This is a genomic window from Pseudomonas sp. AM8 (genome assembly GCF_036346475.1).
Taxonomy (GTDB): Bacteria; Pseudomonadota; Gammaproteobacteria; order Pseudomonadales; family Pseudomonadaceae; genus Aquipseudomonas; species Aquipseudomonas marginalis.
Window position 1 is genome coordinate 85,567 of record NZ_JAOTNX010000016.1, and the last position, 14,389, is coordinate 99,955.

The following is a 14,389-nucleotide window of genomic DNA, read 5'->3' on the forward strand; positions in this document are numbered from 1 at the left end:
GTCAGTAAAAACTTCAGCCATCAATGATGACAAACGCGATCCTGACTGATCGCCTTTTTTGAAGGGTGTGAAAATCGCGGGAATCTTAACAGCCGACGAAGACTACACAGCTCTGACATCCTGATCAAAGACATCGGCCTGGGTGCAAAGCTGACATACCCGCTTCCATCTACTCTGGACTAAAGGGGCTCTCAATATGTAGTCAGCTCGCTTGTTGATCCGGGACGCCTTGGGCAACTGAGCCAATACCGTTTTCATATTAAAATTGCATTCGATATCTGTAAGCGCAGTTGCAGTCGCCGGGAGGATGGCGGCCGCCAACCAAGACTCAATAGCCTTGGAGGGAATACAAATCACTGTCTTGCTTGTGGGAACAGGATTGCCTAGCCAGGACAGCAGGACGGTACGCAAAGCGGTAACCGAATCCTGTGCAACAGGACACGGCATCTGACACGGCAACGCGCCCCAACTGTGTTGCTGAGCAAGCTCTTCAAGCCTGGCATGCGCATACGTCATGCCAGCCACATCAGCGTCCAAATGAATGATGTAAAAGTCATACAAAAAAAGTGTTGGATCATCATGCAATACGCCCTCACCGCGCTCGACACTTTGATGACACCACTTGGCAACACCACCCCAGCCCTCACCCAGTTCACGTGAAGATGCTTCTGGTTGTATCAGTTTGAGAACAAACGGCTCTAATAAAATCGCCTTAAGAGCAGCCTCCACCACCACCAGGTCGGTTTTTCCTTCGGCGATCAACGCGATGCGCAAGTCAGACATTGGGCAGCGCCCCTAGGTGCCCCATCATCCATAGCCGGGACAGCGGATATTCTTTGTTCATTTTCAGTAGCTTTTCGGTTGGCTCTATCCGAATAACACTGGTATGGCCTTCACTATTGCGATCAACCGCAAATAAACGAATTTCATCATCCGAAAGGTCAAGTCCATCAAGTACGGCAGGGTTATGAGTTGTAAACAGTAGCTGTCTGCGGGCATCGTTTTTCTTCAACCAATAAGACAGTTTTTCAGTCAGCCGCATGGCAAGACGCGGGTTCAAGGCTTGGTCCAGATTGTCAATCGCAAGCACCATCGGCGCGGCAGGAGATAAACATAGAATTGCACTGAACAATACGTACAAAGCGCCCTCACTGGCGTCGTATGCCGTGAGAGAGTTGCGCCCACTTTTCATATATCGATCAGTAAGCTTTAGAACGCTTTGGCCAGTACGGGATACCGAGGGTGACAATAAAGAATTTGCCGTTGATACGGCGTCAATATCGACAACCCAGTCGATTAACTCCAGTACGGAGTCCATCAATTGCGGATCAGCGTCCAAAGCACTCTTGAGTTCAGCAAATGCGTCAGCCAGCCGCCCGCCCGACAACCCCAGCGGTGAACGCGTTTGCGGGTCAGCCACCATTGCCCGTAGGGTGGGTGTATTCGGGCTATAAATCGCGTAGTCCTGCAACTGCTGCATCAATTTGGCAGCCGGGTTATCCGGTGAAAGATCCACCAACTTAAGTGCCGCCAATCCAGCAGTAGGTTTCAAATTTTTCAAACTTCTGACACCGGCAGTCAGAATCTCAGTATTCGAATCTCGTAGATACTCTGTCTTGAACTCCCAAGCCGGCTCAGGCTTATCAATAGGGTTCAAAATTGAAGTTCTATATTCCTCACTTTGAGCACCTATGGCACTCAATCGAATTTCTGGCGGCGTTCTTCCGCCGGTGAACGACGTTTTGTAAAGTCTCGGCAAACCAGGTCTGACGCCACGTCGCAGAAGAGACTCCGAATCAACTACGCCGTTTGCTGCTGCGCCCAAAACACCAATGGCCTCCAAGATATTACTTTTACCGACACCGTTGGCGCCGATAAAGCAATTAACTCGTCCTAACTCTAGCGTCAACTCTGGAATAGACTTGAAGCCTTTAATCACTATGGTTTTTATCATTCGAGACTCCAAGTCTTTCATCGCCAAAAACCGCAGGCGGGCATAAGCCTGATAACAGAATCCTTGCATTCTCTAGGCTGGAAGCCTTTCACGCAATCCATGTACACGTTCATTCAGTCCATAAACACAAACGGCCGCCCAATGGCGACCGCTTAAGCTGCATACCCTCCGTGTCCCACCTCTGTTAAACCATCTCGTGGCGAATCCACTCGACTACGGACGTACGCTTCGGCGCCCAGCCCAGCAACTCGCGGGCATGCCTGCCGCGCACGCGGCTGTTGGAGCCCAGGCCATAGTTGGCCATTTCATAGCCCCACTCGGCCTCAGCCTCGGCCAACGGCCAATCCTGCGGCCGGCCCATGTTCAGGGCTTGGGCAATCGCCGTGGTCATGTCGATAAACGAGGCCTCGCCGCTTTCCACAAAGTAGAACGTACCCGGCACGTTGCGGGTCAGTGCCAGCAGGTACAGCGCCACCACGTCTTCAATGTGCACGTTGGACCAGATGTTCTGCCCGGTGCCGACATGGCGCACCACACCGCTCTTGCGTGCCTGCTTGAGCAAGCGCGGCAGTTGCACGCTGTCGCGCTTCACACCGAGACTGTGGCCGTAGATCAGCGTGTTGCAGATCACCGCTGAGTTCACGCCGTCTTTTGCGGCCGCCAGGATCAGGTTGTCGATGGCCACGCGGGCAGCCTTGTCGACGGTCGGTTCCGGCAGGCTGTCTTCGAAATAGATGACACCGCTGGACTTACCGCCCGACGCATCCCCCACGATGCTCGAACCGCTGGTGTGCAGGAATGGCTTGTCCGAACCTTTCAGTGCGGCCAGCAGGGTTTCCACCGCAGCACGATGGTCGCTGCTCGCGGCATTGATCACTGCATCGGCTTTGTGCGCTTGCTCGGTCAACACAGCAGCATCGTCGAGGGTGCCGATCACCGGGTTGATGCCCAGGGCGGTCATTTCAGCCGCTTGCTCGGCGCTACGTACCAGGCCGGTGACCGTGTGACCGGCCTTGACCAGGCCGGTGGCGATGGAACCGCCGATAAAACCGGCTGCGCCGGTAATGAATACGTGCATGGAGAGTGCTCCTGACGGGGTAAGTGATGGGTCCATTGTTACGGACTCATCCCTGACGAATAAGCCCGCACCGCCCAATTCACTCTTGCGTGAGGGTCACGAATCAGCAGGCATACCGCGCCAGCTTGGCCTGGATAAAGTCCAGGAAGCACTGGATGCGCAGCGCCAATTGCGAGTTGCGGTAGAACACCGCGTGGATCGGTTGGCGATACCCGCTGTTGAACGCCTCCAGCACCGGCACCAGGCGCCCGGCATTGATGTCTTCGACGGTCATGAAGTTCGACAGGCAACAAATGCCCTGCCCTTCCAACGCCAACTGGCGCAGGGTTTCACCACTGGACGCGGCCACGCTGGGCTCGATCAGCCAGCGGTCACCCTCCACATGACGCAGCGGCCAGTGGTTGAGGGTTTCGGTCTGGGTAAAGCCCAGCAGGGTATGGTCAGCCAACTCGGCGACCGTCGTCGGCGTGCCGTACTGTTTGAGGTAATCAGGGCTGGCGAGGATATGCAGCGGCGTACAACCCAGGGATCGCGCATGCAGGGTGGAGTCGGCCAGGGCACCGATGCGGATCGCAATATCGGTACTCTGTTCCAACAGGTCGATGATCAGGTCATCGCTGTTCAGCTCCAGCTGGATCTGCGGGTACAAACGGCGGAATTCGGCGATGTAGGGCACGATCCCATGCAGCATGAACGGCACGGCGGCATTGATGCGCAGGCGCCCGGCGGGGTTCTTCTGACGTGACGACAGGCGCTCTTCCAGCTCGTCCATCTGCGCCAGGATGAGCTTGGCCTGCTCGAAGAAGTACTTGCCCTCCTCGGTCAGGTCCATGCGCCGCGTGGTGCGGTTGATCAGCGTGGTCTCAAGCTTGGCTTCCAGGCGCGACAGGGTGCGGCTGACCGCCGATGGCGTCTGCCCGACCTGCTCCGCGGCGGCGGAAATCGAGCCGCACTCAATCACGCTGACGAAGATCTGTAGCTCATCGGATCGGGCTTTCACGGGCGGTCCTCGTTATCGGTGTACCGCAGCTTACACCGAGAGGTTGAACACCCGCGCCAGATGCTGTTCGTAGCGCGCCACATCCACCTCGATGGCCGGGCGTTTCATCACGTCCACGCACAGGAAGGTCGGCAGGCCGGTCATGCCGAGGAACTCGTTGGCTTTGTGGAACGGGAAGTACACCGCATCCACGCCCTTGGCTTCGAAGAAATCGGTCGGATCGTCGAAGGCTTGCTGCGGTGCATTCCAGGTCAGTGACAGCATGTAGTGCTTGCCCTGGACCAGGCCACCGCTGCCGTATTTCTGCGAGGCGTCGGAACGGGTGCGACCATCGCTGGCATACAGGCTGCCGTGGCCTTCGGTGAAGACTTCGTCGATGTACTTCTTGACGATCCATGGCGCGCCCATCCACCAGCCGGGCATCTGGTAGATGATCACGTCGGCCCAGAGGAATTTGGCGACTTCTTCGGCCACGTCGTAGCCTTCGTCGATATGGGTGACCTTGACGTCGATACCGCCTCGGTCCAACACCGCCAAGGCGGTGTCATGCAGGGTGGCGTTGTAGCGACCGTCGGAGTGGGCGAACTTTTTACCGCCGTTGAGCAGGAGTACTTTTTTCATGGGAGGCATCCAGAAGGTTGAAAATGTCTGGACGCAGACTATCCACCTCGGCCCTTGGGAATAAGCGGCCACCGGGCAAAATACCTTTGACCACAAGGCACGAATGGATCATGAATTGTTAACCGCCGATCAGCAAATGCCCGCCCAGCAGTGCCATGCCGATAAAAAATACCCGCTTGAACAGCACCGCACTGATGCGCTGGCGCACCACCTGGCCCAGCCACATGCCCAGCAGCGCCGGCACCAAGGCCAGCAACGAGGCGTTGATTGCGCCAGCGCCCAACGTCCCGCGCCAGGCCAGACCGGCGGCCAGGGCCAGGGTCGATACCGTGAACGACAGCCCCAACGCCTGCACCAGTTGATCGCGATTCAAACCCAGTGCCTGCAGGTACGGTACGGCAGGAATCACAAACACACCGGTGGCCGAGGTGATGAGGCCGGTGATCAGCCCGCACACCGGGCCCAGCCAACGCTCGGTCCGGGCCTTGACCTTGAACGTTGGCAGGAACAGTCCGCTCAGTGCATACGCCAGCAACGCCGCGCCCAGTGCGCGCACCACCCATTGCCCGCCGTCCATCCCCAGCCACACCGTGCCCAGCCCAGTGCCGAGGAAAATCAGCAGCAACATCGGCCACAGCCGCCGGAGCAACGCACTCAGGTGCCCGCCGAATGCCAATTGCCACAGGTTGGTGACGGTCGAAGGGATGATCAGTAATGCCGCAGCCTGCGCCGGTAACATAGCCAGGCCGAGCATGCCCATGGCGACAGTGGGCAGGCCCAGGCCGATGATACCCTTGACCGTACCGGCCAGCAGGAAGGTGCCGATCACCAGCAAGGTAAGGGCGGGGCCGAGGTTCTGGTAAAACGCGAGGAAGGTATTCATGGGCAGAGTGTGCGACTTTTCGATGCGCTCTAAAATTCGCCATATACTGAGGCAGCCTCTTGTTTTGCGTGAGCCTGAGGCCCGTCTACTCCCTCGAGCCATCAGCCATGCACTTTGACCTGATCGACCTGCGCCTCTACCTGCACACCCTCGACACCGGCAACATCACCGCCGGCGCGGCCCGCAGCCATTTATCCCTGGCCGCCGCCAGTGCCCGCATCCGGGCGATGGAGGCGTCGTTGGGCATCGAGTTTCTCCAGCGTGGACGTCGCGGCGTCACCCCCACACCGGCAGGCAAGGCCCTGGCCCGTCACGCCCGCCTGTTGTTGCAACAGGCCGAGCACCTGCAACAGGACCTGGCGGAATATGCCAAGGGCGTCAAAGGCCAGGTGCGCCTGCTGTGCAACACCACTGCGCTCAGCGAATACCTGCCGGAACTGCTCGCGGACTTTCTGCGCGAACACCCCAACCTCGATATCGACCTGCAGGAATTGCCCAGCCTGCGCATCACCCAGGCCTTGCGCCAGGGCACGGCGGAGCTGGGGATCATCTCCGACGCCGTGGACACCCATGGCTTGCAGACCTTGCCCTTTCGCGACGACCCACTGGCGCTGATCATGCCGCACGACCATCCCCTGGCGGGCGGCACGGTGAGCTTTGTCGACAGCCTGCAATATGACTACGTGGGTCTGGCCGCCGCCAGCGCACTCGCGGTGTACCTGGAAGAACAGGCACTGCACGCGGGCTTTCGTGTGCAGACGCGCATCCGCGCCGACGGTTTTGACGGGTTGATTCGCATGGTGGCCCGCGGCGCCGGCCTGGGCATCGTGCCCCAGGCGGCGCTGGCGCGCTGGCCAGCGCCGCGCCGCTTCATCGCCCAACCGTTGCAGGAAGAGTGGGCTTGCCGCACGTTGCTGTTATGCGCGCGTTCGTTCGAACAATTGCCGGGTTACGCCAGGGCCTTGTTCGATGCCTTGGCCCTGCCCTTGCGGAAAAACCCGTAATACACCGCCGACAGGATCAGCAGGAACGGCACGCCAAACACCAGGGTCATCTTGAACGCTTCGGTGAAATACGTAGTGATCATCACCGCGCCCATCAGCACCAGGCCCAATAACGTGCTGTAGGGAAACAGGCGCAACTGGAACGACAGCTTCGCGCCGCCATGGCGCTTGCGATAGCGCCGGAAGAACAGGTGCGTGAGGAAGATCATGAACCAGGTGAAGATCGCGCCAAACATCGAGATCGCCATCATCAGGGTGAACGAACTTTCCGGGTACACCAGGTTCAACAGCGTCGCCAGGGCGATGCCCGAGCTGGACAACAGCAAGGCATTCAGCGGAATGCCGCTCTTGCTCAACGCCCCCATGGACCTGGGCGCAAAGCCGGCGCGGGACAGGCTGAACATCATGCGCGTGGTGATGTAGAGCTGGCTGTTCATCGCCGACAAGGCCGCAATCAGGATCACGAAATTCATCACCCCAGTGGCGCCGGGAATGCCGATGGTCTGCATCACCGTGACGAACGGGCTCTGGGCCTGGCCGGCCTGGTTCCATGGCACGATGGCGAGCATCAGCGCCAGGGTCAGCAGGTAAAACACCACCAGCCGCACGATGGTCGCGCGAAAGGCTTTCTTCACGGCCTGCTCCGGGTCCGCCGCCTCACCGGCAGCCACGGCAATCATCTCGACGCTCAGGTAGCTGAAGATCGACACGATCACGGCGATCCACATGCCGCTCAAGCCATGGGGGAAAAACCCGTCGTGGGCCGTGTAGTTCTGCACCCCGTATTGCGGGTTGCCGGAGCCGAATACCACGTACACCGCGAGGATGATGAAGCCGACGATGGCGCTGATCTTGATCGTCGAAAACCAGTATTCGAAGTTGCCGAAAGTCTTGACGCTGATGGCGTTGAGCAGGATCAGCACGCTGGAAAACGACACGATCCACACCCATTCCGGCACGTGGGCGAACCAGTACTTCATGTACATCGCCACCGCCGTGACCTCGGCCCCCACCGCCAGCACAATCGCCGCCCAGTAGGCATAACGCACCAGGAACCCGGCCAGCGGGCTGATGTAGAACTCGGCATAGGCGCCGAAAGAGCCCGAGGTGGAATGGGCCACCGTCATCTCGGCCAGGCAGCCCATCAGCAGCAAGGTGATCAACGCGCCGATCGCGTAGCTCACCAGCACGCTGGGCCCGGCGTAGCCGATGGCATAGGCGCTGCCCATGAACAGCCCGGTGCCGATGGCGCCACCGATGGCGATCATGCTCATCTGGCCGGAAGTGAGCTGGCGCCTCAGGCCCAGTTCGCGGTGGGTGATCTCGGCAAAGCCGTTGTCGGGTGTGCTCACGTGGTGTGCCCCTTTATTATTGTGGTTGCACTATTTGGATATTGACGCAAATCCCCTGTTGGAGGGGGCAAGTCGAATCGTCGCACCGCCCCTCCCACATTTTGATCTGCATTATCTTCAGGTGACGCTGTGGCGGACCTTGAATTGCGGCTGGTCCCAGGTGCCGTTGTCGAGAATCTCACCGAGGATTTCCACCGCATCCCACACCTCGGTAAAACTCGTGTACAGCGGCGTAAACCCAAAACGCATGATGCGCGGCTCGCGGTAATCACCGATCACGCCACGTGCGATCAGAGCCTGGATCACCGCATATCCCTCCGGGTGTTCGAAGCTCACATGGCTGCCACGCCGAGCGTGTTCACGGGGAGTGATCAGCACAAGGTTGTGGGCGGCGCAGCGGCTTTCGACCAACTCGATAAACAGGTCGGTCAGCGCCAGGGATTTGCTGCGCAGGCGGGCCATGTCGGTCTGTTCGAAAATCTCCAGGCCGCATTCCACCATCGCCAGCGACGTGATCGGCTGGGTGCCGCACAGGTAGCGGGCGATGCCGGCGCTCGGCGCATAGCTGGATTCCATGGCGAACTGCCGGGTATGCCCGAACCAGCCCGACAGCGGCTGGTGCACCAGGTCTACCAACGCCGGGTTGACCCACACGAACGCCTGGGAGCCGGGGCCGCCGTTGAGGTATTTGTAAGTGCAGCCAATCGCATAGTCAGCACCGGCCCCGTGCAGGTCGATGGGCACTGCGCCCGCCGAATGCGCCAGGTCCCAGATGCTCAGCGCGCCGCATTCATGGCTCAAGGCGGTGAGCGCCTGCATGTCGTACATGTAGCCGGTCTTGTAGTTGACGTGGGTGAGCATCACCACCGCCACGTCGCCGTCGATGGCCCTGGGCAGTTCATCCGGGCTGTTGACCAGGCGCAGGGAATAGCCCTGTTGCAGCAACTCGGCGAGGCCCTGGGCGATGTACAAATCGGTGGGGAAGTTGCTCGCTTCGCTGACGATCACCTTGCGCGCCGGCTCACGTTGGCGCTGCACGCTCAAGGCGGCGCTGAGCACCTTGAACAGGTTGATCGAGGTAGTGTCGGTGATCACCACCTCACCGTCCCGCGCACCGATCAGCGGCGCCAGGCGGTTGCCCAGGCGCTGGGACAAGTCGGCCCAGCCGGCGCTGTTCCAACTGCGGATCAAGCCATTGCCCCACTCTTGCGCGATGACCGCCTGCGCCCGCGCCAACGCCGCCACCGGACGCGCACCGAGGGAGTTGCCGTCCAAGTAGATAACGTCCTGCGGCAAGGCGAACTGCTGACGTAGCGGCGCCAGCGGGTCCTGGGTGTCGAGGGCTTGGCAATGGCTGCGAGGGGTCATGGGTTGTCCTGGTTTTTGTCAGTGAGGATGCAGCAAATAATGAACGAAGATTTAGAGAATTTTCGTGCAAAGTGGTGGGTAACAGGCTAATTAAGCTGTAGGAAATTCGAATTTAACCCCTAAATACGCGGATTTATTCTAACCATGATCCTTGACGCCACCGACCTGCGCCTCCTGCATTTCCTGCAACAGGATGGCCGTATCAGCAACCAGGAACTGGCGGAAAAAGTCGCGTTGTCGCCCTCTGCCTGCCTGCGTCGTCTACGCCTGCTGGAGAGCGAAGGGATTATCAGCGGCTACCGTGCAGTGTTAAATGCCGAGCAGTTGGGGATTGAACTGGAGGCCATCGTCCACCTGTCATTGCGCCAGGATGTGGAGGATTGGCATGAGACGTTTATCAAGAAGGTGCAAGGCTGGCCGGAAGTGGCCAGCGCCTACGTGATCACCGGCGCCAGCAACTATGTGCTGCGGGTGCAGGCACGCAACCTCAAGCACTTTTCGGACTTTATCGTGAACCACCTGAACCGCACGGCGGGGGTGATGGATATCCGCTCGGAGATTGTGTTGCAGAAGATCAAGGATCGGGATGAGGTGCTTGATCTGGTCGTTCGCAAATAGTCAGCCACGACACCGATCAAATGTGGGAGGGGCGGTGCGACGACTCGACTTGCCCCCTCCCACATTTTTGACCGCATTTAGTCTTCGAGGGCACGAACCCGCTGCATGCGTTTCTGCTCTAACGGCGCGTCAGCGGTTTGCAACTCAAAGTCAAAATCAATCTGCGCAAACCGCCCTTCCACGCCAAACTCCCGCGCCAGTTGCTGATCGTCGCTGAAGCGAATCTCGGCAATCAATTCGTCCCGCGTCGCGTAGGCAAAATCATCGTGCAGGTACGGGTCATCCGACAGGTTGATCTGGGTGGTCAGGTGCCGATACCCCGGCGCCGAGATGAAGAAGTGGATATGCGCCGGGCGCTGCCCGTGACGCCCCAGTTGATCGAGCAACTGCTGGGTCGGCCCGGTCGGCGGGCAGCCGTAGCCCGACGGCACGATGCTGCGAAAGCGGTAGTTGCCCTGGGCGTCGGTCTCGATACGGCGGCGCAGGTTGAATTCGGATTGCGTCGGGTCGAACCACGAATACGTACCGCCGGTATTGGCCTGCCACACATCGACAATCGCCCCCGCCAACGGCTTGCCCTCGGTGTCGCGCACCTGCCCGCGCATAAACAGCGGCACAGCGTCGTCCTTGCCATCGTCCAGCCGCGCCTCGTACTTCGACAGCGGCGCGCCGGCCACATACAGCGGACCTTCGATGGTGCGCGGTGTACCACCGGACTTGCCGGCTTCCTCGTCGGCGGCGTCCATCAGCATATCCAGGTAATGCTCCAGGCCGAGCCCGGCGGCGAGCAGTCCGGCCTCCTGGTGCTTGCCCAGTTCGTTGAGGTAGTTGACCGCCTTCCAGAACTCTTCCGGGGTCACGTCCAGGTCTTCGATGATGTTTACCGTATCGCGCAGGATCCGGTAGATCAGCGCCTTGGTGCGCGGGTTGCCGCCGTCAGTGAGGTTGCCGCTGGCTTCTTCGAGAAACCGTTGGGCCTGGGCAGTCTGGGACAGTCGGATGGACATGGTGCGTTCCTCATCTTGTAGTTATCAGGGTGAAAACCGGCCTAGCGGTCGTCTTCATGGATCGACGAAGGGTGCCGGCACAAGGCATTCACTTCGATGGCCATGTAGGGGTAAAGCGGCAGTTGCATCAGCAGGTCATGCAGTTCTTGCACGCTGTCGACGTCGAACACGCTGTAGTTGGCGTAGAGCCCGGCGATGCGCCATAAGTGGCGCCATTTGCCCTGGTGCTGCAGACGCTGGGCAAAGGCCTTTTCGTCGGCCTTGAGGCTGGCGGCGCGCTCGGGGTGCATGTCGACGGGCAGGTTCACGGTCATTTTTACGTGGAACAACATGGGCGGCGCCTCTTAGTGTTTGTCACGACGGAAGAACGCCAGGCGCTCCTCATCGATGGCCAGGCCCAGGCCCGGCATGTGGGAGACATGCAGCTGGAAATCGCGGTACAGCGGCGGCTCGGCAAGAATGTCTTCGGTCAGCAACAGCGGGCCGAACAACTCGGTGCCCCACGCCAGTTTGTTCAGCGTGAGGAAGGCATGCGCCGACGCCAGGGTGCCGATCCCCCCTTCCAGCATGGTGCCGCCGTACAGGCCGATACCAGCGGCCTCGGCAATCGCGGCGGTGCGCAATACGGCGCGGGGGCCGCCGTTCTTGGCGATCTTCAGGGCGAACACCGAGGCCGCGCCTTCACGGGCCAGGTTGAAGGCATCTTCCACACACTCGATGGATTCGTCGGCCATGATCGGCGCCGGGCTCGACAGGTTGAGCCGGGCCATGCCGCCACGGTTGTTACGCGAGATCGGCTGTTCGATCAGGTCGACGCCGTGGTCGCCGAGCACCTTGCACGCACGCAGGGCCACGGCTTCGTCCCAGGCCTGGTTGACGTCGACGCGCACGCTGGCACGCTCGCCCAGGGCCTGTTTGATCGCGATGACATGGGCCAGGTCCTCGCCAACTTCACCGGCACCGATCTTCAATTTGAAGATGCGGTGGCGGCGCAGGTCGAGCATCTTTTCGGCCTCGGCAATGTCCTGGGCGGTATTGCCGCTGGCGAGGGTCCAGGCCACCGGCAGTGCATCGCGCACACGCCCACCGAGCAGTTCGCTGACCGGCAGGTTAAGGCGCTTGCCGAGGGCGTCGAGCAAAGCGCTTTCGACACCGGATTTGGCAAAGGTGTTGCCGCGAATGCTGCGTTCCAGGCGCAACATGGCCGCGTTGATATTGCTGGCGTCCTGGCCGATCAGCAGTGGGGCGAAGTGACGGTCGATGTTGACCTTGATGCTCTCGGGGCTCTCGTTGCCGTAGCTCAGGCCGCCGATGGTGGTGGATTCACCGATGCCTTCGATGCCGTCGGCGCAGCGCACGCGGATGATCACCAGGGTCTGGTTTTGCAGGGTGTGCATCGCCAGCTTGTGCGGGCGAAGGGTGGGAAGGTCGACGATAATGGTCTCGATCGACTCGATGGCGCAAATCGGCATGGCAATACCCGCTGGGTTCTTTATAGATTTACGTCGATTCTGTGCCGCATTTTTCCTGGCTTCCAATATAGAATTAGTCTCGAGCAATACCCTTAAGGTATGAAAGGAGCCGTTATGGAACTGCGTCATCTGCGCTACTTCCAGGTGTTGGGGCAGACCCTCAACTTCACCCGCGCGGCCGAACGCCTGCACATCGCCCAGCCACCGTTGAGCCGGCAGATCCAACAATTGGAAGAGGAATTGGGCGTGATTCTGCTGGAGCGTGGCCGACCGCTGCGGCTGACCGAAGCCGGGCGGTTTTTCTATGAGCACGCCAATGTGTTGCTCGAACAATTGGCCAAGGTCTGCGACAACACCCGCCGCATCGGCCAGGGCGAGAAGACCTGGCTGGGCATCGGCTTTGCGCCGTCGACCTTGTATGGCGTGCTGCCGGAATTGATCCGGCGGTTGCGCAGCCATGAGGCGTTGGAACTGGAGTTGGGGCTGTCGGAGATGACCACCTTGCAGCAGGTCGAGGCGCTCAAGGCCGGACGTATCGACGTGGGCTTCGGGCGCATTCGTATCGACGACCCGGCCATCGTCCAGCGCGTGCTGGTGGAGGATCGGTTGGTCGCCGTGCTGCCCGCCGGCCACCCATTGCTCGATGCACCCGCGACCCTCGCCCAACTGGCCGCCGAGCCGTTTGTGCTCTACCCCGGTAACCCGCGCCCCAGCTATGCCGACCATGTGATTGCACTGTTCGACGCCCACGGCCTGAGCCTCAAGGTGGCGCAGTGGACCAACGAACTGCAGACCGCCATCGGCCTGGTCGGTGCGGGCATGGGCGTGACACTGGTGCCGGCGTCGGTGCAGGTGCTGCATCGCGCGGATATCGGCTACACGCCGGTTGTGGAAGCGACGGCGACCTCGCCGATCATTCTCAGCCGACGGGTGAATGATCAGTCGCCGGGGCTCAGTCATTGCCTGCAGTTGGTTGAAGAACTGATCTGAAATCGCCCAGGTACCGCCCCTCCCACAGGTTGATCTTCATCAGGTTCAAGTACTGCGCATACGCATGCGTTGCAGCGTCTGGCTGGGGGATTCATCGAACAGTTTTCGATACTCCGCCGAGAACCGCCCCAGGTGGGTAAAGCCCCAGCCGAAGGCGATCTCGGAGATGGTGCGGATCGATCCGTGCTCGAGGATTTCCTGGCGCACCGCACTCAGCCGGTGCTTCTTCAGGTAGGCCATGGGTGACAGGGCAAAGTACTTGCGAAACGCATCGAACAGCTTGAACCGCGACACCCCGGCAGCGGTTTCCAGGTCTTCCAGGTGCAGCGCCTCGCGGGCGTTGTCGTGAATGTACTGGCGCGCACGGATCAGGTAATGGGGCAGTTTCACCCCCAGTACGGCGCGCAGTTCTTCCGAGTAGTTGTTCGGTTGGGCGAGGATCAGGCCCTTGATCAATGAGCTTTCCAGGTCACGGGTGAACGCCGCCTGTTCATACAATTCGCTACGGCACTCCAATTCGGCGATGAAGTAGCGCGCCATGCGCCACCACGACGCCGACGCCCCCTCCACCGCATCCATCACCGGTTCAAATTGCAGTGGCGCGTCAACCGGCCGTTGCAGCAAGCCCTCCAGCGACTCGCTCATCGCCGCCCGCGTGATCACCACCTGCAACTTGCGGCAGTCACCGGATATGGCCAGCACCTGGTGTTCATTGGGCGCAATGATCACGCCCTGATCACGGTTGGAACTCAGGCGTTGGCCGTTCTTGCTCAGCTCCTGCTCACCCACCAACGGCAGCGTGAGGCTGTAGCTGCTGAAGTGCTCGGCGTCTTCGATATCGATGGTCACGTCGGTGCCGTATTCGATCACGCCCAGGGTGGTGGCCCGGGACTTGAACACGTTGGCACTGTGATGAAAGCGCAGGCGCTCGGGCGTGCTCGTCGCCAGGCGGTGCGGCCCGCAAATGCCGGACATCCAGCTGCGGGCGCCTTCGAGGTCGAAGCGTTGGACATGGATATCGCGTGTAGGACTATTCATCAGT

Annotated in this window: 15 protein-coding genes; 3 read left to right on the forward strand and 12 right to left on the reverse strand. The window is 60.2% G+C overall.

Going from position 1 to position 14,389, the window contains the following annotated elements:
* Positions 1-102 precede the first annotated feature (102 nt).
* From V3W40_RS30075 to V3W40_RS30100, 6 genes are all read right to left on the reverse strand, one after another.
* Positions 103-783, reverse strand: coding sequence for a hypothetical protein (locus V3W40_RS30075; RefSeq protein WP_065947218.1), 681 nt, complete (start codon positions 781-783; stop codon positions 103-105).
* Positions 776-1,954 carry an AAA family ATPase gene (locus tag V3W40_RS30080; RefSeq protein ID WP_074848241.1) on the reverse strand — a complete coding sequence of 393 codons (1,179 nt, stop codon included), beginning with the start codon at positions 1,952-1,954 and terminating at the stop codon, positions 776-778. Before V3W40_RS30080 ends, V3W40_RS30075 begins: the two co-directional genes overlap by 8 nt.
* 184 nt (positions 1,955-2,138) lie before the next feature.
* On the reverse strand, positions 2,139-3,032 hold the full coding sequence (locus tag V3W40_RS30085; protein ID WP_330216232.1) for an NAD-dependent epimerase/dehydratase family protein: 894 nt from the start codon (positions 3,030-3,032) through the stop codon (positions 2,139-2,141).
* Positions 3,033-3,135: 103 nt separating this feature from the next.
* On the reverse strand, positions 3,136-4,032 hold the full coding sequence (locus V3W40_RS30090; RefSeq protein WP_065947220.1) for a LysR family transcriptional regulator: 897 nt from the start codon (positions 4,030-4,032) through the stop codon (positions 3,136-3,138).
* A 30-nt stretch (positions 4,033-4,062) separates the two neighbouring features.
* Complete coding sequence (locus V3W40_RS30095; RefSeq protein WP_027607662.1) at positions 4,063-4,653, reverse strand: NAD(P)H-dependent oxidoreductase; 591 nt, start codon at positions 4,651-4,653, stop codon at positions 4,063-4,065.
* Positions 4,654-4,771: 118 nt separating this feature from the next.
* Positions 4,772-5,536, reverse strand: a complete 765-nt coding sequence (locus V3W40_RS30100) for a sulfite exporter TauE/SafE family protein (protein WP_137212844.1) — start codon at positions 5,534-5,536, stop codon at positions 4,772-4,774.
* A 107-nt stretch (positions 5,537-5,643) separates the two neighbouring features.
* On the opposite strand from V3W40_RS30100, the gene V3W40_RS30105 reads away from it, so the two are divergent.
* A complete protein-coding gene (locus tag V3W40_RS30105) occupies positions 5,644-6,540 on the forward strand; it encodes a LysR substrate-binding domain-containing protein (protein WP_330216233.1) in 897 nt (298 codons plus the stop codon).
* Here V3W40_RS30105 and V3W40_RS30110 read toward each other — a convergent pair.
* Together V3W40_RS30110 and kynU are read right to left on the reverse strand one after the other, a co-directional pair.
* Positions 6,486-7,892: an amino acid permease gene (locus tag V3W40_RS30110; protein WP_330216234.1), complete on the reverse strand. Its 1,407-nt coding sequence runs from the start codon at positions 7,890-7,892 to the stop codon at positions 6,486-6,488. The two genes, V3W40_RS30105 and V3W40_RS30110, sit on opposite strands and share 55 nt — an antisense overlap.
* 117 nt (positions 7,893-8,009) lie before the next feature.
* The gene (gene kynU, locus V3W40_RS30115; RefSeq protein ID WP_074847613.1) at positions 8,010-9,260 is read right to left on the reverse strand and encodes a kynureninase; all 1,251 of its coding nucleotides are present in this window, start codon (positions 9,258-9,260) and stop codon (positions 8,010-8,012) included.
* 144 nt (positions 9,261-9,404) lie between these two features.
* Here kynU and V3W40_RS30120 point away from each other — a divergent pair, with 144 nt between their 5' ends.
* Positions 9,405-9,878, forward strand: coding sequence for an Lrp/AsnC family transcriptional regulator (locus V3W40_RS30120; protein WP_003176072.1), 474 nt, complete (start codon positions 9,405-9,407; stop codon positions 9,876-9,878).
* 77 nt (positions 9,879-9,955) lie between these two features.
* Here the strand turns inward: V3W40_RS30120 and catA are convergent, their stop codons facing one another.
* From catA to V3W40_RS30135, 3 genes are read right to left on the reverse strand one after another with little or no spacing between them, the layout of a single operon-like run.
* Positions 9,956-10,885, reverse strand: a complete 930-nt coding sequence (gene catA / locus V3W40_RS30125; RefSeq protein ID WP_330216235.1) for a catechol 1,2-dioxygenase — start codon at positions 10,883-10,885, stop codon at positions 9,956-9,958.
* A 41-nt stretch (positions 10,886-10,926) separates the two neighbouring features.
* On the reverse strand, positions 10,927-11,217 hold the full coding sequence (gene catC / locus V3W40_RS30130; protein ID WP_027607668.1) for a muconolactone Delta-isomerase: 291 nt from the start codon (positions 11,215-11,217) through the stop codon (positions 10,927-10,929).
* A 12-nt stretch (positions 11,218-11,229) separates the two neighbouring features.
* The gene (locus V3W40_RS30135; RefSeq protein WP_137212847.1) at positions 11,230-12,357 is read right to left on the reverse strand and encodes a muconate cycloisomerase family protein; all 1,128 of its coding nucleotides are present in this window, start codon (positions 12,355-12,357) and stop codon (positions 11,230-11,232) included.
* Between the two features lie 114 nt (positions 12,358-12,471).
* On the opposite strand from V3W40_RS30135, the gene V3W40_RS30140 reads away from it, so the two are divergent.
* Entirely contained in the window at positions 12,472-13,347 is an 876-nt protein-coding gene (locus V3W40_RS30140) for a LysR family transcriptional regulator (RefSeq protein ID WP_065925953.1), read from the forward strand.
* A gap of 45 nt (positions 13,348-13,392) precedes the next feature.
* Here V3W40_RS30140 and V3W40_RS30145 read toward each other — a convergent pair whose 3' ends face one another.
* Entirely contained in the window at positions 13,393-14,385 is a 993-nt protein-coding gene (locus V3W40_RS30145; RefSeq protein WP_065925952.1) for an AraC family transcriptional regulator, read from the reverse strand.
* Positions 14,386-14,389 lie beyond the last annotated feature (4 nt).

Bases quoted from the DNA above. Each gene is read 5' to 3' on its own strand.
- V3W40_RS30075 (WP_065947218.1), bottom strand. From the start codon at position 783: ATGTCTGACTTGCGCATCGCGTTGATCGCCGAAGGAAAAACCGACCTG.
- V3W40_RS30080 (WP_074848241.1), bottom strand. From the start codon at position 1,954: ATGATAAAAACCATAGTGATTAAAGGCTTCAAGTCTATTCCAGAGTTG.
- V3W40_RS30085 (WP_330216232.1), bottom strand. From the start codon at position 3,032: ATGCACGTATTCATTACCGGCGCAGCCGGTTTTATCGGCGGTTCCATC.
- V3W40_RS30095 (WP_027607662.1), bottom strand. From the start codon at position 4,653: ATGAAAAAAGTACTCCTGCTCAACGGCGGTAAAAAGTTCGCCCACTCC.
- V3W40_RS30100 (WP_137212844.1), bottom strand. From the start codon at position 5,536: ATGAATACCTTCCTCGCGTTTTACCAGAACCTCGGCCCCGCCCTTACC.
- V3W40_RS30105 (WP_330216233.1), top strand. From the start codon at position 5,644: ATGCACTTTGACCTGATCGACCTGCGCCTCTACCTGCACACCCTCGAC.
- kynU (WP_074847613.1), bottom strand. From the start codon at position 9,260: ATGACCCCTCGCAGCCATTGCCAAGCCCTCGACACCCAGGACCCGCTG.
- V3W40_RS30120 (WP_003176072.1), top strand. From the start codon at position 9,405: ATGATCCTTGACGCCACCGACCTGCGCCTCCTGCATTTCCTGCAACAG.
- catA (WP_330216235.1), bottom strand. From the start codon at position 10,885: ATGTCCATCCGACTGTCCCAGACTGCCCAGGCCCAACGGTTTCTCGAA.
- catC (WP_027607668.1), bottom strand. From the start codon at position 11,217: ATGTTGTTCCACGTAAAAATGACCGTGAACCTGCCCGTCGACATGCAC.
- V3W40_RS30135 (WP_137212847.1), bottom strand. From the start codon at position 12,357: ATGCCGATTTGCGCCATCGAGTCGATCGAGACCATTATCGTCGACCTT.
- V3W40_RS30140 (WP_065925953.1), top strand. From the start codon at position 12,472: ATGGAACTGCGTCATCTGCGCTACTTCCAGGTGTTGGGGCAGACCCTC.
- V3W40_RS30145 (WP_065925952.1), bottom strand. From the start codon at position 14,385: ATGAATAGTCCTACACGCGATATCCATGTCCAACGCTTCGACCTCGAA.